We start from the raw sequence: 20058 nt of genomic DNA on the forward strand, positions 1-20058 counted from the left end.
GACTCACTATGATTACTCTTAACAACCTTTCTCGCGTGTACCAGACGGATCAGGTCGAAACTATGGCCTTGAACAATGTCTCGGTTGATATTCAGGCTGGCGAGTTTGTGGCCATTATGGGGCCTTCCGGGTGTGGCAAATCCACCCTGCTCAACATCATTGGCATGCTGGATAACCCCAGCAGTGGTGAGTACCTGTTTAATGGTGAAAACATCGCGACGTACAACGAAGCCAGACTGGCCAATCTGCGTAAGCACAACATCGGTTTTATTTTCCAGAATTTTAACCTGATTGATGAGTTGACGGTGCAGGAGAACATCGAACTGGCGTTGTTGTACCACAATGTTCCCGCCCATGAGCGTCGCGAACGTGTGGCCAATGTGATGGACAAGGTTGGCATTGCCCATCGGGCCCGGCACATGCCCAGTCAGCTGTCTGGAGGACAGCAACAACGGGTTGCTGTTGCACGGGCAGTGGTCGGGGGGCAATCGATGATCCTGGCCGATGAGCCAACCGGTAACCTGGACAGCACCCATGGCCAGGAGGTGATGGAAATGCTGCAGGGCCTGAATGATGAGGGAACCACCATCATCATGGTAACTCACAGCCCGTCCCATGCCGATTTTGCCCGGCGCACAATCCATTTGTTTGATGGCCATGTGGTCACCGAAAACGTTAAAGCAGCCTGATTGGGAGGCATTATGTTGAGTAACTACCTGCTCACGGCATGGCGCAACATTCATAAGAATGCCCTGTTCTCTGCCATTAACATCATTGGCCTTGCAGTGGGGCTAATGAGCTGCATCCTGATCCTGTTGTTTGTGCGCTCAGAAACCGGCTACGACCAGTGGATCCCAAACAGCGACAAGGTTGCCCGTTTACATACTGCTTATACGCCGCCGGGACGTCCGCCGTTTCTGACCGTTCGCAGTGCCGGAATGATGATGCCCGCCGTACGTGACTATCTGCGCAATGATATTGAAGCCGGTGTCCGTCTGGTGCAGTTTGGCACCACCGTGCAACGGGATGGCGAGGGTTTTGCTGAGTCGGCGACCTTTGTCGACGGCAGTTTTTTCGATGTACTGGATTTACCCTTTGCCCACGGCAGTGCCCAAAGCAGTTTCACCGATGAGATGAACTTTCTGGTCACTGAACGCATTGCCAACAAGTATTTTGGTCGCACCGATGTGGTGGGTGAAACATTGACCCTTTGCTGCGTGCAGGACCGTGCGATGGACGTTGCGATTACCGGCGTTCTTAAAGACTTGCCGGACAACACTCACCTGAATATCGACTTGTTGATTTACCTGCCTACCCAGGTATTTGCCAATATTCCGGGGGTGTTGGACACCTGGACCAGCGTCAATGTGTATACCTACTTCAAGCTGCGTGAGAATGCCACGCTGGCAGGTACGCAGGAACGCCTGACCCATTGGATCAACACCGAAAGCCCGTTCGTTGAGATGGCCAAGAACACTTTTGGTGGATTGCCGGAAGGTACCCAGGTGTCGGATATGGTGCAGCACAAGCTGATGGCCCTGGAGGACTTACACCTTAGAGCCCATGAAGATGCAGGCAACATGGGCGATCTGAGTCCAATGGGGGATCAGGCCATGGTGGTGACATTCACCCTGATTGCGGGCCTGGTATTGTTCATCGCGTGTATTAACTTCATGAACCTGGCGACGGCGAGGGCCAGTCAGCGAGCCCGTGAAGTGGCGATGCGCAAAGTGTTGGGTGCTACCCGTGGACAGGTTGCTATCCAGTTCCTCGCTGAGGCGATTGCGCTGGTGATGCTGTCGTTGCTGGTGGCATTGATTGCTGTAGAGCTGGTGTTGCCGGTGTACAACGATATTCTAGGTAAACAACTGACCTTTGAAGTCTTTAACGACCCCACATTGCTGCTCATACTGGTTGGTGGTGGCCTGCTGGTGGGTGTGTTGGCGGGCAGCTATCCGGCCCTGGTGTTGTCACGCTATATGCCTGCGCAAATCCTCAAAGCCAGTAAAAGCAATGACAGCGGTGCATCCACCCGCTTACGCAGTGCGCTGGTGGTGTGTCAATTCAGCATCTCGATTGGGTTGTTGATCTGTACCGCGGTCATTTTTGCCCAGACTCGTCATGCCAACAGTATTGATGTGGGCTACCAGAGTGACGACAAGTTGGTGCTTAACATCCGCGCCGCTGGCGATAATCTTGACAGCTTGCGTCAGCAATTACTGAATTTGCCGGAGATCACCTCGGTGGTGTACTCCTCTGAAGCGCCGACCCAGGACAACGAAAACAACCAGAACTTTACCTTGCTCTCGTCTTCCGACCAGGGCGAACAGGTGACAGAGCTGCTTAACTACCACAACATGGGGTTGGGCTTCTTCGAAGCGTACGATGTTCAGCCCCTGGCAGGACGACTGTTTGACGAGGCGCACGGTACCGATCGAATGCAACGGGCCGAAGAAGGGGAAACCCGTCAGGCCAGTGCCATTGTGAATGAATCGGCGGCGCGTAAACTTGGCTTTGCATCACCCCAACAGGCGATTGGGCAGGTTTTGCAAGGGCACGTCAGTGGACCGGGCATGCAGCAACTGACAATCATTGGTGTGATACCGGATATCTACTTCCGCTCAATCAAATTCGACATTCGTCCGTCGGTTTACATGATGAACCCTGACCGTTTCCGGGTGGCCAGTCTTCAGTTTGACACCAACGACTTGCCTGCGCTGATGGCCAAAGTAGAAGACGTATGGTCGCAACACGTGCCCATGCAACCGATCAGCCTCAGTGTATTGAGTGAGATGATGGTGGCCCAATACCATAATGAAGACGTTCAGATGCGCCTGTTCACCGCGTTCGCCGTACTGGCGGTGCTGGTGGCGTGCCTTGGACTTTACGGGTTGGCGGCATTCAGTGCCGAGCGGCGCACCAAGGAAATCGGAATCCGCAAAGTGATGGGTGCCCGGGTGCGCGACATTGTGATGCTGTTGTTGTGGCAGTTTTCCCGTCCCGTGTTGCTGGCCAATGCCATTGCCTGGCCACTGGCCTGCTGGTGGACAGTGGAGTGGCTGCAAAGCTTTCCCTACCGTTTGGAAACCTGGTGGTTGCTGCCCATTTGCGCCGTGGTCGGTGGTGGCAGTCTGATGATTGCCTGGTTGACCATTGGTGGTAATGCCGCCAGGGTGGCGCGGGCCAATCCGGTCAATGCATTGCGATTTGAGTAGCGTGGAGCGGTGTCGGTAACACCGAGCCTGAACAAAGGGGACGCACGAGCGTCCCCTTTTTTTTAATGACGGTGAGGGTGGGCATGCATGCGGTTGACCAATGCTGCGCCGGTTTTATCGAAGCTCGGATCCGGGGTGCCGGTAAAGCAACCCATCACCCAAGGGTATTGATCGGTAATGTAGTAGCCGTACTGCCCATCCACGGTCATGCCATTGCAGATGTCCAGGTCCCCACTGTCTGCCTGATACTCCCAGTCACCGACGAACTGACCATCGTACTGATCACTGGCCACCACGCCGACCCCTGCCTGCGGGGTTTGATAGCCCGGCTCAGCCTGACGTGCGCCACCATTATTCTTCAATTGATAACTGGATAGTGCCTTGCGCACATTGCCCTGTTCATCGGTAAAGCAACTGCCGTAGATGGGAAAGCCATCGGCGGCGAACCCGACCACTGGCGAGGGGACGCCAGTGAGATCACAGTCCTGATCAAATAACGCCTGAGGATTACCATGGTAGTGATAAGTGCCATCCGGTTGGGTATGGGCATTGTGGGCATCGGTGCCGAAGGTGTTCAGAGCAGACATGGGGTCGTAACGCCAGGGATTATCAATCTGATCCTGTCCGCAGCCAATTTTCTCATTGCCCAATGGTTCGCTACCAATGCCATAGCAGGCTGCAGCGAGCAGATCCAGCGTGGCACCATTGAGAAACACACCATTGGTGGTGGTCAGGCTCAGAGGGGTTACGTTGCCTGCCTGTAGCGGCGAGGTCGGGATGTCCAGTTGATTGTTTTGCGCAGAAACCGGCGTGGCAAAGGCGGCGCTGGCGTCGTTAAAGTCATGGTTGGGGATTTCATTGGAGGTCAGTCGACAGGTGGATGATTGGGTCTGAATGGTCAGTTCACCGACGAAGGTTTCACCCCGTTGCAGATCCATGACCTGGGATTGGTACTCTCCCTGGTACGCCTCACAACCGGCGCTGGTGTCGCTGAGCAGTTTGTCGGTTATGTCCTGAGCGGTGCTCAATACGGTGATCGAGACGGTCACAGCGACACTGTCAACCAGGCCATCGTTGACAACAAGCTGCACAACGTAAGTTCCGAGGCTATCTGCCACAAAGCTTGCCGCCACTTCGATGCTGTCGACGCTGGCAGTACTGGTCTGCGGGGCCTCCAACAGCGACCACTGGTAGGTCAGCGTATCGCCGTCAGCATCACTACTGGCTTCGCCAGACAGGGTCACGGTATCGCCCAGGGATACGGTCTGATCGTTGCCTGCATTTGCCAATGGTGCCGAGTTACTGTTCTGGGGGATGTCATTGGTTGCTGTGTCACTGCTGCCACCACAGCCCACCAGGACACTGGTAACACACAAGGCAACGGCGCTAAAAAGAGTTCGGTACGGTTTCATGGTTAGGGTCCCCTACATCAATCGAACGCCCAACCTATCGAGAAAAAGTGCAAATAATTAGCAACAACCCCACAAACACAGTGGAACGTCGCCCAGTCGTTACTGGCATTGCACAGTCCGGAACGGCATTCAACCGTAAAACCCGTCGTATCGCCTCAAATGCCTTTTCCTGCGTGGGCAACCGGATAACACTGAAGCGCCTGCAACCGGTAACCGTGCTTCCCGGCCATGGTGACGTGGCCAGTTCAGCAGCGGTGGAACGTGACCTGGCGTTTCTTGGACGAGCCTGGGCTGTGGTGCGGCAAGGTCTTCAGCGACAGACCCCGCTGGGGGAGTTGCAGAGCGCTCTGCAACAGACCTTGGGCCCAATGTACCGTGAGCAGTACGTGGATTTTGATGCCAGTGTGAATTATCTGGTGGAAATGATGTATCACAAGCCGGCTGTGTGAGGGACAGACTATTCCGGTTTAAACACGCCGATGACGTTCTCGTTGCTGCGCTGGGCGTTTTGCACCTGTGTATCGGTTTGTGACTGGTGATACCCACAGGACACACATTCAAGCTTTTCAACGTTGTTTTCGAAATACAGCATGATGGTGTCGAAGGCCTTGCATTTGGGACAGGTCGCGCCAGCGACAAAGCGGCGTTTGATTTTGCGCGTCATGGTTCCACTCGCTCCCGGGATTCAGTGTTTGATATACTCCCGCCATTCTATCATCGCAACGCTAGGGCGGCCTGACTTTTTCATGATCCAATTGACCGAAGTAACCCTCATGCGTGGCAGCAAAGTGCTGTTGCGTGAAACCGATGCCACCATTAATCCCGGCCAGAAAGTCGGACTGATTGGCGCCAATGGGTGCGGGAAGTCCAGCCTGTTTGCATTGTTACGTGATGAATTGCAGTCGGATCACGGTGAGGTTTCGGTTCCTCAAGGTTGGGATGTTGTGTCGGTGGCGCAGGAAACGCCCGCCAGTCCCCGCTCTGCATTGGACTATGTGATTGATGGTGATACCCGGGTCAGGGGCCTGCAACAAGCGCTGGAGGCTGCAGAAAGTGCCGGGGACGGACAGGCTCTGGCGCGCCTGCATGGCGAGTTGCAAGACGCCGGTGCCTATGACATTGAGGCGCGTGCAGCGACCATTCTGGCAGGTCTGGGGTTTGCTCCTGACAGTCTGTCACGGCCGGTCAGCGACTTTTCCGGTGGTTGGCGCATGCGCCTGAACCTGGCGCAGGCACTGTTGTGCCACAGTGACCTACTGTTATTGGATGAGCCCACCAACCACCTTGATTTGGATGCGGTGATCTGGCTGGAAAAATGGCTGGCCCGTTACAGCGGCACGTTGATGCTGATCTCACACGACAAAGCCTTTCTCGATGCAACCGTCGATACCATCGTCAGTGTTGAGCAGCAACAACTGATCAGTTACACCGGTAACTACAGCAGTTTCGAAAAGCAACGCGCGGAGCGCATTCGTCTGCAGGATATCGAGTACCAGAAGCAGCAGCAAAAACGCGCCCACCTGGAATCCTTTATCAACCGTTTCAAAGCCAAAGCCAGCAAAGCCAAACAGGCTCAAAGCCGGATCAAGCAGTTGGAAAAACTGGAAGACCTGTTGCCGGCGCATAGCCAGTCGCCGTTTTCGTTCAGTTTTTTTGAACCGCCCAAGTTGCCCAACCCGTTGATCAAAATTGAACACGTGCAAGCCGGCTACGGTGACAAGGTGATCCTGGAAAATGTGCACCTCAATCTGGTTCCCGGTAGCCGCATCGGTTTACTGGGACGTAACGGCGCCGGTAAATCCACCCTGATCAAATTACTCGCTCAGGCACACCCGCCACTGGCAGGAAGCGTTGAAACCTCTTCTGGCTTGCGTATTGGTTATTTTGCCCAGCACCAGTTGGAAACCTTACGTGCGGATGACACCCCTTTGGCGCATTTGGTGCGTCTCGATAAAAATGCGACAGAACAGCAGCTTCGCGATTACCTGGGCGGATTTGGCTTCAATGGCGATGCAGCATTGTCCAAGGTGGCGCCGATGTCCGGTGGCGAGAAAGCCCGCTTGGTACTGGCATTGATGGTATACCAGAAGCCAAACCTGTTGCTGCTTGATGAACCCACCAACCACCTGGATCTGGAAATGCGTCATGCACTGAACCTGGCATTGCAGGCATTTTCCGGCGCGATGGTCCTGGTGTCGCACGATCGCTTTTTGCTCAGTTCGGTGTGTGACGACTTTTATCTGGTCGACAGTGGCCAGGTGGCGCCGTTTCAGGGTGATTTGGATGACTACCGCGATTGGTTGCTTAACCAGACCGCCAGTGAGGTGGCCAGCAAGAAGACACAAAGCGCCAACAATAGCGGGCCGGATCGGAAAACCGTTAAGCGCCTGGAAGCTGAATTCCGTCAGGCAACGAAAGGCCTGCGGGAAACCATCAAACGCGCCGAGCGCCAGATGCACCAATGCCAACAATGCCTGCAGGATCTTGAACAGACGCTGGCCGATACGTCCCTGTATGAAGACAGTGCCAAACAACAACTGCGTGACGTGTTGGATAAACAGCAAGCCGCCACGCAACAACTGCAGGACGCCGAAGCCGAGTGGCTGGAGGCACAAGAAATGCTCGAACAGCAACAGGCGGAGTTTGACCGTGCAATGGCAAGCTGAGCACTTCTGGTCCTACAGCCTGCGGTTGTATGACATGCCTGATGTGGCACCGCAACTGCTACAACTGCAGGACCGTTATGGCCTCAACATCAACGACGTGTTGTTGGTGTTGTACCTGGCTGAAAGCGAACTGATGGTGTCTGCAGCGCAATGGCGGGTGATGCGGAAGGCGACCCAGTCTGCGCGCCAGCAAACACAGAGTATACGCACGTTGCGAAGAGCCGCTAAAGGCACGGATGATTATGAGCGGCTCAAAACCCTCGAACTGGACAGCGAAAAACAACAGCAACAAGCGTTGCTTGCGCACCTGTCGGATCTCAGCGTGATGCCCCTCAGCAGCCCCCTCAACGGCTTGATAGCTTGTGCCAGTGCCACCAAGGTAAGTGTGGAACCTGGGTTGAACGAGGCGCTGATAAATCTGCTGGTTGCAGTGAACGATGAGGCTCGACAGTGAAAGATTGCAGAACTGATTCAGCACCATTCGGGGGCATCGTTCGCAACGCCTATCGCCCACCCTGGTGGGCAAAAAATCGCCATGTGCAGACCATTTGGCCGAAGTTTTTCCGGCGCAAACAGGCGCTTGCACTGCATTGGGAAGTCTTGGATTTACCCGACGGAGACGAGCTGGAATTAGCATGGGCTCCCAAGCCTGAACAACCTGAAGGACTGGTGGTGTTGTTCCATGGCCTGGAAGGGGATGTTCATTCTCACTATGCCAATGACACCATGGCGACCCTGGCTGCGCGCAACTATTGGGTCGTGACCATGCACTTTCGAGGCTGTGGCCGTTCTGTCAATCGTTTACCGCGCGCCTATCACTCCGGTGAAACAGGCGATGCTTTGCATGTCTTATCATTACTGGCTGCCAGGCACGCCGGGCTCGATCTGTTTGCGGTAGGGTTTTCCTTGGGCGGCAACATGCTGCTAAAACTGCAGGGTGAGTTGGGTGAGACGTCCCTTTTACGGGCCGCGGTGGCGGTCAGTGCGCCGATGTGTCTGTCGGCCTGTGCTGAGGCGATCAATCGCGGTTTTGCGCGGCGCTATCAGAACTACCTGCTGGACAGCATGAAGCAAGGCGTGTTGACCAAGATGGCCAAGGGCATCTATCCCGCCAGCGCCAACCTGAGTGAGGAGAAGGTGCGCCAATTGCGCTCGTTTCGGGATTTTGATCATCACATTACAGCGCCGCTGCACGGTTTTGATGGTGTCGATGATTACTACCGGCGAGCCAGTGCCATGCCCTTCCTGAAGTCTATTGCCAGGCCAACGTTGATCCTGCACAGTGAAGACGACCCGTTCATGGATGGCCGGGTGATCCCTGGCCAACAACAACTGTCGGACAAGGTTCGCCTTGAACTCAGTGCCAGCGGGGGGCATGTCGGGTTTGTGCAGGGGCCGCCGTGGCGCCCACAGAGCTGGTTACCGGGACGTATTGCAGATTTCATTGAACAACAACGACAGGAGGCTGGTAGTGCGTATTCCGGTTGAGCAACTGGCGGCGGATACGCTGTTGAATATCGTGCGCGACTTTGTGCTGCGGGAAGGTACCGATTACGGCGAATCGGAAGTGCCTTTGCAAACCAAGGTTGAGCAGGTAGTGAGTGCACTCAAACGTGGTGAGGCGGTGCTGCTGTATTCTGAGTTACATGAAAGCGTCGATATTATCAGTATCGAAGCATACCGGGCGAGCCAGATGACACCGCCCGAGCAGAATTAGTTGGCGCGAAAGGTCACCGATACGCTGACCGGCACGGTGTGGCCAATCGCTTTCAGGCCGGCAATACCTTGAAGGACGTCTAAGCCCTCAGCCAAGCCGAAATCGGTGGCTTTCAGCAGTACCGGCGCCACACTGGTCGCGACGAAGCCTGCATTGGCATCGCGCATTACCATCAGATCCAGAGAAAGGGATTGTTGCTGGCCGTTTAACGACAGCGTCGCCGGTACGACAACCCGCTGGGCAGTGCCTTTGGCCATCGTCATGATGCCTTCGTCCAGGTTTGCAGTGATGGTTGCTGCAGGCATGGCGGCAACATTAAACAATTTCTCCCGCATCCGTGTATCACGGATTTCAATGCCGGTTTGTACACTGGCCAGGTCAATTGTTATCGATAAGCTACCGTCATCGGTCAGGGAGCCGGACATCTGGCTGAAGTGGTGCAGCTCGCTGACGTGGGTATTCTTGGTACTGATAAAGTGTACGCTGGAGTGTTCGTTGGCCAGTTGCCAGTTCGCGGTTGCGGTTGTGCTGATCGCGCCAGCCAGCGCCAGAATGGCTAATCTCATGTTGATTTTCCTTTGTGATAATTGACGATGCCCTGCCAATTGACCCGCTGGTCGCCGGTGACCACGAAATCCGGATTGGTCAGAATGTCACGTTGGTTGTAGGTAAGCGGGTCAAACTCGGCACTGAAGATTTTGCCACCGGCTTCGTTAACAATGCATTGTGCCGCACCGGTATCCCATTCTCCGGTTACGCCGATGCGCAGGAAAAGATCAGCTTTGCCTTCGGCGATGAAGCAGGACTTGAGTGAGCAGGAACCCAGGGGCACCGATTGGTAAATTCTGTCTTCGTTCATGCGCGACATCACTTTGTCTCGGGACTGACGACGACTGATGGCAAGCATCACTACGTCCTCGTTCGGGTCGTCAAAGTCGCGCACATGGATCTGGCGTTGTTCCATCGGACATTCTTTAAACGCGCCTTGTCCCAGCACCGCGGAATACAGCGTTTCCCCCGGCGGCCAGTAAATCACGCCGATGACGGGTTGGTTGTTTTCTATCAGGGCGATATTGACGGCAAAATCGCCACTGCGGGCAATAAATTCCTGGGTGCCATCGATGGGATCAATCAGCCAGTAACGGGTCCAGTGTTGTCGCGAGGCCAGATCGCCATTGTCGGTTTCTTCCGACATGATAGGAATATCCGGTGTTTCTTGTTGCAGGATGTCCATGATGATTTCGTTGGCGCGGTAATCTGCGGTAGTTACCGGTGAATCGTCGGCTTTGTCGTAGGCTTTGTAGTCGCCACTGTCGTAGATGGCAAGGACCGCTTCACCGGCGGTGCGGGCCGCACGTTTGGCAATTTCAACCAGTTCAGACAAGCTATGAGAATCAGTCATGCTGCTCCTTTAACCAACGCTCGGTCAGTAACAGTGCAGAAATGGAACGGGCTTCAACAAAATCATCCCGCGCCAGCAAGGCGTCAAAATTATCGATAGACCAGGGGATCACTTCCAACGGCTCAGGCTCATCGCCTTCCAGCCGTTGAGGGTACAGATCCCGTGCAATGATGATGTGCATGCTGGCATTGAAGAAGGTGGGTGCCATAGAAACGGTATGCAGTGACGTCAGCGAGTTGGCCGCGTAGCCGACTTCTTCCTGAAGCTCTCTGTTTGCCGCTTGTAATGATTGTTCGCCCGGATCGATTAACCCTTTGGGAAACCCCAGTTGATAGGAATGGGTACCGGCTGCGTACTCCCTGACCAGCAATACCGTTTGATCGTCAAGAAAAGGTACGATCATGACCGCGCCCCTGCCACTGCCAGCCATTCGCTCAAACTGGCGCTGGGCGCCGTTGGAGAATTCCAGATCGATGCGTTCTACCCTGAACAGGCCGCTGCTCGCGACGATTTCACGGTGATGAATAAGGGGTAAAGGCTTGTCTGGATCTATTTTACTCATGGACCTATCACGTTACTATGATGACTGCGGGTCAGCGGCATCCCTGCTGACGTCTCTGTCTACTTTATACTAAGGAAAACGGCCTTGCCACACTTGCTCTGGAACCAAATCGACACGGTGTTACTCGACATGGACGGAACATTGCTCGATTTGCACTTTGATAATCACTTCTGGCTCGAACATGTGCCGGCCAAACTGGCGGCCCGGCAAGGGATTTCATTGCAACAGGCAAAAGCCATGATGCAGTCAGAGTATGAAAAAGTGCACGGTACCTTGTCGTGGTATTGCCTGGATTATTGGGCGGAAAAACTGGACATGGACATCATGCAGGCCAAGCGCGAGATTCAACACCTGATTGATATGCGTGACGATACCCTGCCGTTTCTGGACGCCTTGCATGACAGTGGTCGGGAAGTGGTGCTGGTCACCAATGCCCATCCAGGCAGTTTGTCGCTCAAAGTCGAGAGAACCCAACTCGACAGTCATATCGACAGACTGATTTCTACCCATCAGTTTGGTGTGACCAAGGAGTCGCAGTCACTGTGGCAACAACTGCAGGCCATGTTGGGATTTGACCCGATGCGGACGTTATTTGTGGATGACAGTCTGACCATTTTGCATGCTGCTGAAACCTTTGGAATAAAGCACCTGCTGGCGGTGGCCAACCCTGACAGTCAGCAGGCGGTGCGCAGCATCGATGGATTTCCGGCGGTCACTGACTACCGGACGCTGCTCGACGATATCCGCGCCAATCCTGTGCTCAGAAGTTGATCGCGTAGTAACCTTCAGCGTCGGTTTTGCCAAAAAACGCTGCCGCCTGATGGACTTCTTCGGGTAAATTATCCGCCGGTTTGAAGCGTCCAATGACACTGAACTGCAGTTCAGGCGATACGGTGGCATCGGCGGTCAGTCCGAATTCATTTGGCGGTCGAACACCGATCATGACCGAGCCATCATCACACATCAGTTGTGCATCAAAGTTACCCAGTGCGATAGGCCCGCGGGTGCCGGCAACACTGGCATTTAACCACTGGCCTTTGCCCTGCAATTGTTGACAACGACCAGCATACTGCAGGGTGTCGATGCTGACTTTGAATCGCCCGCCGGCATTGACGGGCAACGGCAATGGCAGTTTGGCGATGACAAGATCGGTGGGCAAATACAGCTCCAGTGACTCGGCCTCTATGGCCGGTTCGCCCCACAGCGGCACTGCTAATGGACCGCTCAGAGAAACTTCTTCACTGTCCCGGGCATTACCGGCTTTGAGGCTGACCCGGGCCTGGCCGATGAGCAAATGCCACGGCGAAATTTGCCATTCGAGACCGTGAATGGGTAGCCCGTCAATCCAAACCTGTTGCGCTTTGCCTTGCCATACGGTGCCTGAAACACCCTGAACCTGAACCGATGCTGGCAGCGGCAGATGAGGCAGTACCTGGCGGGCGGGTAATGTGACCAGCAGGGCGATCAGGTAGATCGCGATGGCTGTCACTGTCCATTGCCATACTCTCATGATGTCCCCAGCTGCAAACTACGGATTTTGATTTGTCCCGGCGCATCGCCTTTGGCCAAATCGATATCAATGATCTGTACGCCACGACGTTCAAGGTCATGTAGCCAGCGCATCACCGCCTGGAAGTCAGCCTGATCAACCCAGACTTTGAGCTCTTCGTTTTGCGGTTGCATGCGGGTGATGCCAATACCTTCACGGCTTGCGGTCTGATTCACCAGTTGAGTGAGTGAGCCGTTAAATGTGGCTTTCTGGCCCACTGATTGTCGCAACTGAATCGCTCGGTTGGCCTGTCGGGTGATCCACTGTAAGTCGTCCTGACGGGCGCTAACGGCTCGACGTTCGCTGTCGAGGCTGGTGTTCAGCGGCGCCCAGATTAACCAGTAAAACAGGCCAATCACAACCACCACTGCACTGAGCAGCACCAGGCCTTGTTCCCTTTCTGTCAGGCTCTGAAACCATTGACGTACCTTATCCACCTTAGCTCCTTATCGACAACGAACCGATGAAGGTGTTGTCCCGATTGTTGATGGCGCCCTGTTCGACGGTGAATCCTTTGGCTTCAGCCAAGCGCTTAAATTGCTCCAGTGCTTCAAAATTGTCGGCTTCCGCCAGCATGCGCAACTCGGCACGTTTGCTGTCAAAACGCAGTGTCTGTGGTTTGACCTGGCTGGTGGCAAATGCTTCCGATAACTGAGACATGAACACCAGCATAGAGGCACTGCCACCGCCTTGTTCGAGACGGGTCATATTGTCACGTACTTTACGGCGTAAATCGCGGTACGCTCCGCCTTGGGGGAATCCACGCTGATATTCAGCGGCAATTTGCTCGCTCAGGCTGGCGCGCTGTTGCGACAATTGTTGCAGCTCGAGTCCCCTGTCCACCAATGTTGTAGTCAGAGCAAGGCCCGCGAGCACCGCTGCAGCACGCCACTGGCCCAGTTTTACACTGCGCTCACGGCGTATTTTGAACTCGCCTTGCAACAGGTTGAACGGCTGGGCGATGGCGCCCACTGCCAGTACCTGCATCGGCATCTCGAGGGGCATAACCTGAACATCTATATTGGCCATGGGGGGCAGTGTTACATCGCTGTAATTGTCGAGTACAACCGGCTCAGCCTGTTGTTTGGCGGACAATGCGAGGGCCCCCAGCACCCAGTCGCGATGGCCTTGCATGCCCATCCACTGAGATTGACGTATCAGGACTTCATCACCCAGCGTGATGAATGACCAGTGATCCTCTGTGCAGGGCATGGCCAGCGTATCGGGTATCAGTTTGTCACAGAACAATCCTGCCTCGGTAAGGCGCTGTTGATAATCAAGCAGCGTCGCCCGGCGAATGATCGCCACGGCTTGCTGTTCATTGCTGCGTGGTCCCAATGCGAAAAACAGCGCGTCGATATCTTCAGCCAGTTCTTCTTCCAGCATATACGGGATTGCAGCCATGGCTTTGCGTCCCGCTTTGGCGGGTAATTCGACGTGGGTAAGATTCACCTCACTGCCGGGGATCAATGCAATCACCGGACGGGTGCCGGCACGCTGTGCCAGGCTGGACAGCTCGTGATCGTCGTTCAGTTGCCCTGAGGCAATGATATCCTGTTGTTCGGTCGACCATACCAACCAATGGGTAACGGGATTGTCGGCGCCGCCCAGGCGCACAATCAATTGTTCCATTACTTGACTCCTCCAAATTCGCGGCGCACTACCGTTACCTGGTCGTTCGAATCGACCCTGAATAAAGTCGACATGTTAAATGTGGCGCTATTGTAACGGGTCTTGATACGTAACATAAAGTATTGTGTTGTGACATCCAGCAGGGCTTTCTGATCATTGCTCAGGTTCAGGGCTGTGATTTCCGGTAGTTGCATGAAATCGTCGACTTTTTCCCATCCCTTCGGTTTGCGACTACTGATGATCCCTGTGGCGTCTGACAGGGACATACCGGTCACACCGGCCAGGACTGCCGCATGATCTTCATCGATGGTGTTGATGTTGATTTTGAGGCGGTTGTCTTCAGGTAACACGCACAGCAACGGTAACACCTGTGGCAACCATTCCATGTCGGCGCCATTGACCAAACGCAGTTCCGACAAGGTGGTCATCAACTGATTGGCGGCCAGATAGGCCGGAGAACGACCGGCGTATTCGCTGTCTTCGGCACCGTAAGTGCGCATGGTGTCATCCTCGTCCAGCCAGTCAGCCAGAGAATCACGCAGGGTTTCGGCGCTGTAGCTGTCAATATTGGCGCTTTGCAGCGCACGTAACATGGTCTCGAAGGCGGCCGCACGGATTGCCAGGGTGCTGCTGGCGGTTCCCTTGGTGCCGCCTGTGGTCGCTCCTGCATTGTTTGCATTGTTTGGCTGCGGGCTATTTGTTGCGCCGCCGGGAGTTGTGCCGGAGGGCGTGCGTAAGTGATTAGTATCGCTCAGGGCATTGAGGTTGAAACAGCCCTGCATGTCCACCAGATGGGCTTCAATACCGCCGCCCGGCAGTGGGTATTGCAATGGCTCACTCCAGGGTTGCTCGAGGTTAACGATACCGTTGTTGGCATCGATGAGTTGCTTGATGGCCACGGTGGCAAACTGTTCGGCACCCAGTGCATACAAGTAAGCCTGGTTGTTATCTTTGATGTTGCTGGCCCGCTGGATACTCAGCTGTAAGCGACCACTCATTTCGGTCGCCAATATACTGACCAGTGCCACGATCATCAGCACGATAACCAGGGCTACGCCGCGTTGCGATTGATGCCCCCTCATTGGGCACCTGCCAGCAACCATTCGCGACGTATGCGGCCAAAATCTTTACTTTCCAATGTGATGGCAATGGCGCGTGGTAATTGCGGCGTAATGGTATCTTCTTCCCATTGGGAATCGTCGTAGTCTCCCTGGCCGGCAAGCAGTACTTCAACCTGAAAATCGTCGATATTGTCCAACAGCACGCGAACTTTCGGTTCAACGCCGGTGCTGTTGTCGACGTGCACGGTATGCAACCGTTGCAGCTGCCCGTCCTGAACGCGATATACCAACGCCTGCAATGTACTGCGTGGCAGCATTAACTGGGGATTTTGCCAACCGCTACGCACCAATCCCACGCCGTCCATTTCGCTATCAAATTCGTTGGCACCCGAGCGCAGGACGGCGTCAATGGACTGTCCTTCATAGCGGATTTTACGCGGCACCGCTTGTTGAAAATCGCGCTCCATGATCATCATTGCACGCTGCAGGTGTTGAAGCTTTTCAACCCGCTCAGCGGACAACTGATTACTGTCTATGACCGTGGTAAGCACGGCAGTACTGCCCAGGCCGATAAGGGTAAAAATGGCCATGGCAATGAGGATTTCAAGTAGTGTAAAACCGCGCGCCATCAGAAGTCAGGCTCCGGGTTGGCGATGTAAGTGGTGACGGTGGTGATGGTATCTGTGTAGTTTTCACTCAACCCGACGCTGACTTCTATCGCGCGAAGGTTGTCGTCGTTGGTTTTTAATACTTTTTGTTGCCAGTACCAGGTCACATCCCCCATCACTTCATTGCCTTTGAAGTTGTTTTTCGGTGGCCAGTTGTTCTCCAGGCGTAGCCGCGTTACGCGGTTGTTGGCGACCCAGGTGGCGAGGGTGATTTCTTCCAACTGCGACAATCCGTTGAGGTGGTCGCCGGCGGCTTTCATCACCGCCACGCCGGTCATGGCAAAAATGGCCAATGCGACCATGACTTCAAGCAGGGTTAAGCCGCGATTGTTCATAGGCTATCCAACGGGCCTTCCCGTTCCAGCGGCGGTAAATCGATGGCATTGACCCTGAAATAGACCGGGTCGTCACTGCTGAATGTCGGTTCGTATGCAAACGCCAGGCTGAACGGTGTGATGTCGCCACTGGACAGGATGAGGATTTGTGGCGGCGGTAACGGCTTGTCTTCTTCATCGCCAATCTGGGTTTGATCGTCGCTGACGCTGAGGGACTCATCGAACAGATTGTCATCAAACAGATTGTCTTCCTGCGCCCAGGGTAAATCTTCGAGCTCAAGCATCAGGGTGAACGGTTCCTGCAAGCGATGTTCAGCAAAGGCCTTTGAATCTTCCAGCCACCGCCAACGCTCTTCTTCATCCAATATCATAAAGCGGTAGATGGGGAGGTCATCGTCGATATAAATGCCCAGCTGTTGTTGATTCAACACCGCGAAATCACTGGCCATATCCACCACAACCTGAAAGCGCTGTGCTTCCTTTTGCAGTCCCTCTACAGGGGTTTGTCCAAACGCGTTGAACAACACGTAGCTGACGGAGAACCCCATGATCACCAGCACCAGCATCACTTCCAGTAGTGTAAAGCCCTTGTGTGAGCGGGTGACCATGGACATGGGATTAATTCAGGTATTCGTCAATGTTCCAGTTACCGATATCATCTTCGGTACCCGGTTCACGATCGGGACCGTAAGTGAAAATATCCACCGCACCCATTTCACCCGGGCTCAACAATTGATAGGGGTTTCCCCAAGGGTCATCAGGCAGACGTTTGATGAAACCATTTTCAGGATAATTGCGTGGGATCGGCTCAATGCTGGGGGCGGTGACTAAGGCTTCCAGTCCCTGCTCCGTGGTCGGGAACATGTTGTTGCGCAATTTGTACATTTCCAGTGCGCTTTCCAACTGCTGGATGTCCACCGCGGCTTTTTTCAACTGCGCTTCTTCCTGGTTACCCAGGATCTGCGGAGCGACCATTGAGGCCATGATACCGATGATCAACAAGACCACCATGACTTCTATCAGGCTGAATCCGGCCTGACGCTTCAACATTTGTTTCATTACACATTCACCATGTTATTTAACGCTAGTATGGGTTGCAGTATGGCCATGACGATGAACAACACGATCACCGCCATGCTGACGATCAGCAATGGCTCAAACACTTTTAATGAGACACCAATCAGCGCCTCAAATTCCCTGTCCTGATTGTCGGCGGCGCGCGCCAACATCTGTTGCAGTTCCCCACTCTTTTCACCCGATGCAATCATGTGCATCATCATGGGGGGGAACATGCGTGTGTTGTCCAGTGCAACGCGCAGGCTGGTTCCTTCTTTGACCTTGACCGCGGCATCGGCAATGGCATTCTTGATGTGACGGTTTTCCAGCACGTCGGCGGCAATCCGCATGCTTTCCAGCAACGGCACGGCACTGGCGGTAAGGATACTCAATGTGCGCGCAAAGCGCGCAGTATTGAGCCCTCGGGTCACCTTGCCGATCATGGGCAGACGTAGCAACAGCCGGTGGTAGCGTAGCTTCATCGCCGGTTGTTGCAGTACCCGATTAACAATAATGAGCAGTACACCGATGGTCAGTGCGAGATACACGCCATAATTTTGTAACCACTCACTGACGGAGATCAAGACTTGCGTGATGGTCGGCAGGTCCTGACCCATATGGTCAAACTGACTGACAATTTTGGGCACCACAACGGTTAACAGCAAGAGCACAATACCGAGGGCGAAAAACATCATCAATGATGGGTAGATCAGTGCCTGGATAATCTGACTGCGGGTTTGTTGGCGACGCTCAGTATAGTCAGCCAGTCGATTCAAAACGGTATCCAGATGACCTGATTTTTCGCCGGCCGCCACCATGGCCCGGAACAGCTCGTCAAACACCGATGGGAACTCGCCCATGGCATCGGCCAACCCGTGTCCTTCCACCACTTTCGAGCGTACTGCCATCATCATGTTTTTCTGACGGGGCTTTTCGCACTGTTCCGCTACCGCCAGCAGCGCTTCCTCTACGGGTAATGCAGACTCGACCAGGGTCGCCAGTTGGCGGGTGAGTAACGCCAGATCACTGGCAGAAATTCGCGGTTTAAACCATTGTAATCCACCACCGCTGCCTTTGGCTTTTTCAGCCACTTGTTCCACATTGAGAGGGATAAGGCCTTTTTCACGCAATTGCTGGCGTATCTGCCGGGCATTGTCACCCTCCAGCACACCGGATTTATTCTGGCCTTTAGCGTTCAGCGCTTTGTATGCAAATGCGGCCACTGTCGCTACTCCTCACGGGTGACACGCAAAACTTCTTCCAGGGATGTCATTCCCAACAAGACTTTGCGGCATCCATCACCACGGATACTGGGGGTGGATTGACGAATGTAGCGCTCGATGGCCTGTTCCCCGTGTCCGTTGTGGACCAAGTCACGGATTTGCTCATCAACAATCAGCAATTCATGGATGCCGGTTCGGCCTCGGTAGCCGGTCTGATTACAGGCGGCGCATCCCTGCGGACCAAAGAGGGTTTGTTGGGTTGGATAGGCAACACCCAATATTTCGCATTCCTGTTCACTGGGTGCGTGCGCGGTTTTACACTCCGGGCAAAGGGTTCGCACAAGTCGCTGTGACAACACCGCCAATAAACTGGATGACAGCAAAAAGGGTTCAATGCCCATGTCTTCCAAACGGGTGATGGCACCTGCTGCGGTGTTGGTGTGCAGGGTTGATAACACAAGGTGACCGGTCAAACTGGCCTGTACGGCGATCTGTGCGGTTTCAAGGTCACGAATTTCACCGACCATTACCACGTCCGGATCCTGGCGCAATATGGCCCGTAATCCGCGCGCGAAGGTCATGTCGACCCGAGGATTGACCTGGGTTTGACCGATGCCCTGCAAATCAAATTCGATGGGATCTTCGACGGTCAGAATATTACGATCTTTACTGTTGATTTCGCTCAGACCAGCGTACAAGGTCGTACTCTTACCGGAACCGGTGGGCCCCGTGACCAGGATGATACCGTGAGGCTTGCGGATCAACGATGAGAAGTGCTCACGGTTCTGTTCGGTCATCCCCAGATCGGTCAGGTTCAAGCGCGCATTGTTTTTGTCCAGCAAACGCAAAACTACCCGCTCACCGTGGGATGAAGGCATGGTCGAAACCCGCACATCCACCGCCCGTCCGGCGATCCGCAAGGTGATGCGACCGTCCTGGGGTACGCGCTTTTCAGCAATGTCCAGTTTGGCCATGACTTTAATACGGGACACCAGCATTGACGCCATTTTGCGATTGGGACGCAGGATTTCCCGCAAAACACCGTCGACCCGAAAACGCACCACCAATTGGTTTTCAAAGGTTTCGATATGGATGTCGGACGCCCCTTCCTTGATCGCTTCGCCCAACATGGCGTTGATCAGCTTGATGATAGGCGCGTCGTCTTCGGACTCCAGCAGATCCTCAGTATCCGGTAACTCTTCGGCCAACGAAAACAGATCGGATTCGTTACCAATGTCTTCCATCAATTGTTTCGCCGCTGATGAATCCCGTTGAAAGGCACTGGTCAGCAGGTGTTCGAACCGTTCCGCGTCGATTTCATCGAGCACAAAGTCACGACCCAGGTAGCGTCTGACTTCCAAAAACGTGGTGGGTTGCGTTTCCACGGTGTGATACACCACTGCGGGTGATTTGCCCTCGTCAAACAACACCTTGTGCCGCTTAGCAAAGCCAAACGGTAACTGGTGTGGCCGCGATTGCTCATCGTCCTGGCCTTCCTCTATAGGAGGCAGGTTGTCTTCGACCGGCGCTATTGCCTGTTCTGACTTATCCGTGTCCATG

General features: G+C 54.4%; 23 protein-coding genes. 8 read left to right on the plus strand and 15 right to left on the minus strand.

The genetic code is table 11. The features are described from left to right. The first annotated feature begins 8 nt into the window (after positions 1-8). Together LJ739_RS12290 and LJ739_RS12295 are read left to right on the plus strand one after the other, a co-directional pair. Positions 9-689 (plus strand): ABC transporter ATP-binding protein, encoded by a 681-nt coding sequence (locus LJ739_RS12290; protein ID WP_229160913.1) that lies wholly within the window; start codon positions 9-11, stop codon positions 687-689. Positions 690-701: 12 nt separating this feature from the next. Further along, complete coding sequence (locus LJ739_RS12295) at positions 702-3215, plus strand: ABC transporter permease (RefSeq protein WP_229160915.1); 2514 nt, start codon at positions 702-704, stop codon at positions 3213-3215. 62 nt (positions 3216-3277) lie between these two features. Here the strand turns inward: LJ739_RS12295 and LJ739_RS19145 are convergent, their stop codons facing one another. After that, on the minus strand, positions 3278-4627 hold the full coding sequence (locus tag LJ739_RS19145) for a YHYH protein (RefSeq protein ID WP_324254907.1): 1350 nt from the start codon (positions 4625-4627) through the stop codon (positions 3278-3280). 80 nt (positions 4628-4707) lie between these two features. Here LJ739_RS19145 and LJ739_RS12310 point away from each other — a divergent pair, with 80 nt between their 5' ends. Beyond that, positions 4708-5076, plus strand: coding sequence for a hypothetical protein (locus LJ739_RS12310; protein ID WP_229160917.1), 369 nt, complete (start codon positions 4708-4710; stop codon positions 5074-5076). Between the two features lie 8 nt (positions 5077-5084). Here LJ739_RS12310 and LJ739_RS12315 read toward each other — a convergent pair whose 3' ends face one another. Next, a complete protein-coding gene (locus LJ739_RS12315; protein ID WP_229160919.1) occupies positions 5085-5291 on the minus strand; it encodes a YheV family putative zinc ribbon protein in 207 nt (68 codons plus the stop codon). An 82-nt stretch (positions 5292-5373) separates the two neighbouring features. On the opposite strand from LJ739_RS12315, the gene LJ739_RS12320 reads away from it, so the two are divergent. The 4 genes from LJ739_RS12320 to LJ739_RS12335 are packed head-to-tail and all read left to right on the plus strand — an operon-like array spanning position 5374 to position 9010. Further along, on the plus strand, positions 5374-7293 hold the full coding sequence (locus LJ739_RS12320; RefSeq protein ID WP_229160921.1) for an ATP-binding cassette domain-containing protein: 1920 nt from the start codon (positions 5374-5376) through the stop codon (positions 7291-7293). Beyond that, positions 7277-7747 (plus strand): TIGR02444 family protein, encoded by a 471-nt coding sequence (locus LJ739_RS12325; protein WP_229160923.1) that lies wholly within the window; start codon positions 7277-7279, stop codon positions 7745-7747. Before LJ739_RS12320 ends, LJ739_RS12325 begins: the two co-directional genes overlap by 17 nt. Continuing rightward, complete coding sequence (locus LJ739_RS12330) at positions 7744-8781, plus strand: hydrolase (protein ID WP_229160925.1); 1038 nt, start codon at positions 7744-7746, stop codon at positions 8779-8781. The genes LJ739_RS12325 and LJ739_RS12330 overlap by 4 nt, the downstream gene beginning before the upstream one ends. After that, positions 8765-9010 carry a YheU family protein gene (locus tag LJ739_RS12335; protein WP_229160927.1) on the plus strand — a complete coding sequence of 82 codons (246 nt, stop codon included), beginning with the start codon at positions 8765-8767 and terminating at the stop codon, positions 9008-9010. Before LJ739_RS12330 ends, LJ739_RS12335 begins: the two co-directional genes overlap by 17 nt. Here the strand turns inward: LJ739_RS12335 and LJ739_RS12340 are convergent. The 3 genes from LJ739_RS12340 to nudE are packed head-to-tail and all read right to left on the minus strand — an operon-like array spanning position 9007 to position 10974. Further along, positions 9007-9576 (minus strand): YceI family protein, encoded by a 570-nt coding sequence (locus tag LJ739_RS12340; RefSeq protein ID WP_229160929.1) that lies wholly within the window; start codon positions 9574-9576, stop codon positions 9007-9009. The two genes, LJ739_RS12335 and LJ739_RS12340, sit on opposite strands and share 4 nt — an antisense overlap. Beyond that, a complete protein-coding gene (cysQ, locus tag LJ739_RS12345) occupies positions 9573-10412 on the minus strand; it encodes a 3'(2'),5'-bisphosphate nucleotidase CysQ (protein WP_229160931.1) in 840 nt (279 codons plus the stop codon). The genes LJ739_RS12340 and cysQ overlap by 4 nt, the downstream gene beginning before the upstream one ends. Continuing rightward, entirely contained in the window at positions 10405-10974 is a 570-nt protein-coding gene (gene nudE, locus LJ739_RS12350) for an ADP compounds hydrolase NudE (protein ID WP_229160933.1), read from the minus strand. The genes cysQ and nudE overlap by 8 nt, the downstream gene beginning before the upstream one ends. An 84-nt stretch (positions 10975-11058) precedes the next feature. On the opposite strand from nudE, the gene yrfG reads away from it, so the two are divergent. Next, positions 11059-11745 carry a GMP/IMP nucleotidase gene (gene yrfG / locus LJ739_RS12355; RefSeq protein WP_229160935.1) on the plus strand — a complete coding sequence of 229 codons (687 nt, stop codon included), beginning with the start codon at positions 11059-11061 and terminating at the stop codon, positions 11743-11745. Here the strand turns inward: yrfG and LJ739_RS12360 are convergent. From LJ739_RS12360 to gspE, 10 genes are read right to left on the minus strand one after another with little or no spacing between them, the layout of a single operon-like run. Continuing rightward, on the minus strand, positions 11735-12484 hold the full coding sequence (locus tag LJ739_RS12360) for a type II secretion system protein N (RefSeq protein WP_229160936.1): 750 nt from the start codon (positions 12482-12484) through the stop codon (positions 11735-11737). The two genes, yrfG and LJ739_RS12360, sit on opposite strands and share 11 nt — an antisense overlap. Continuing rightward, positions 12481-12960 carry a type II secretion system protein GspM gene (gene gspM / locus LJ739_RS12365; RefSeq protein ID WP_229160937.1) on the minus strand — a complete coding sequence of 160 codons (480 nt, stop codon included), beginning with the start codon at positions 12958-12960 and terminating at the stop codon, positions 12481-12483. Before gspM ends, LJ739_RS12360 begins: the two co-directional genes overlap by 4 nt. Before the next feature lies 1 nt (position 12961). Next, the gene (gspL, locus tag LJ739_RS12370; RefSeq protein WP_229160938.1) at positions 12962-14155 is read right to left on the minus strand and encodes a type II secretion system protein GspL; all 1194 of its coding nucleotides are present in this window, start codon (positions 14153-14155) and stop codon (positions 12962-12964) included. Continuing rightward, entirely contained in the window at positions 14155-15237 is a 1083-nt protein-coding gene (gene gspK, locus LJ739_RS12375) for a type II secretion system minor pseudopilin GspK (protein ID WP_229160939.1), read from the minus strand. The genes gspL and gspK overlap by 1 nt, the downstream gene beginning before the upstream one ends. Beyond that, on the minus strand, positions 15234-15845 hold the full coding sequence (gene gspJ / locus LJ739_RS12380; RefSeq protein ID WP_229160940.1) for a type II secretion system minor pseudopilin GspJ: 612 nt from the start codon (positions 15843-15845) through the stop codon (positions 15234-15236). Before gspJ ends, gspK begins: the two co-directional genes overlap by 4 nt. After that, a complete protein-coding gene (gene gspI, locus LJ739_RS12385; protein WP_229160942.1) occupies positions 15845-16219 on the minus strand; it encodes a type II secretion system minor pseudopilin GspI in 375 nt (124 codons plus the stop codon). Before gspI ends, gspJ begins: the two co-directional genes overlap by 1 nt. Beyond that, complete coding sequence (gene gspH / locus LJ739_RS12390; RefSeq protein ID WP_229160943.1) at positions 16216-16833, minus strand: type II secretion system minor pseudopilin GspH; 618 nt, start codon at positions 16831-16833, stop codon at positions 16216-16218. Before gspH ends, gspI begins: the two co-directional genes overlap by 4 nt. Before the next feature lie 4 nt (positions 16834-16837). Beyond that, positions 16838-17278 (minus strand): type II secretion system major pseudopilin GspG, encoded by a 441-nt coding sequence (gspG, locus tag LJ739_RS12395; RefSeq protein WP_229160945.1) that lies wholly within the window; start codon positions 17276-17278, stop codon positions 16838-16840. Next, entirely contained in the window at positions 17278-18498 is a 1221-nt protein-coding gene (gene gspF / locus LJ739_RS12400) for a type II secretion system inner membrane protein GspF (protein WP_229160947.1), read from the minus strand. Before gspF ends, gspG begins: the two co-directional genes overlap by 1 nt. 5 nt (positions 18499-18503) lie before the next feature. Further along, positions 18504-20057 (minus strand): type II secretion system ATPase GspE, encoded by a 1554-nt coding sequence (gspE, locus tag LJ739_RS12405; RefSeq protein ID WP_229160949.1) that lies wholly within the window; start codon positions 20055-20057, stop codon positions 18504-18506. Between the last annotated feature and the right edge of the window lies 1 nt (position 20058).

Source organism: Fluctibacter halophilus, from assembly GCF_020687825.1.
Lineage (GTDB): Bacteria > Pseudomonadota > Gammaproteobacteria > Enterobacterales > Alteromonadaceae > Fluctibacter > Fluctibacter halophilus.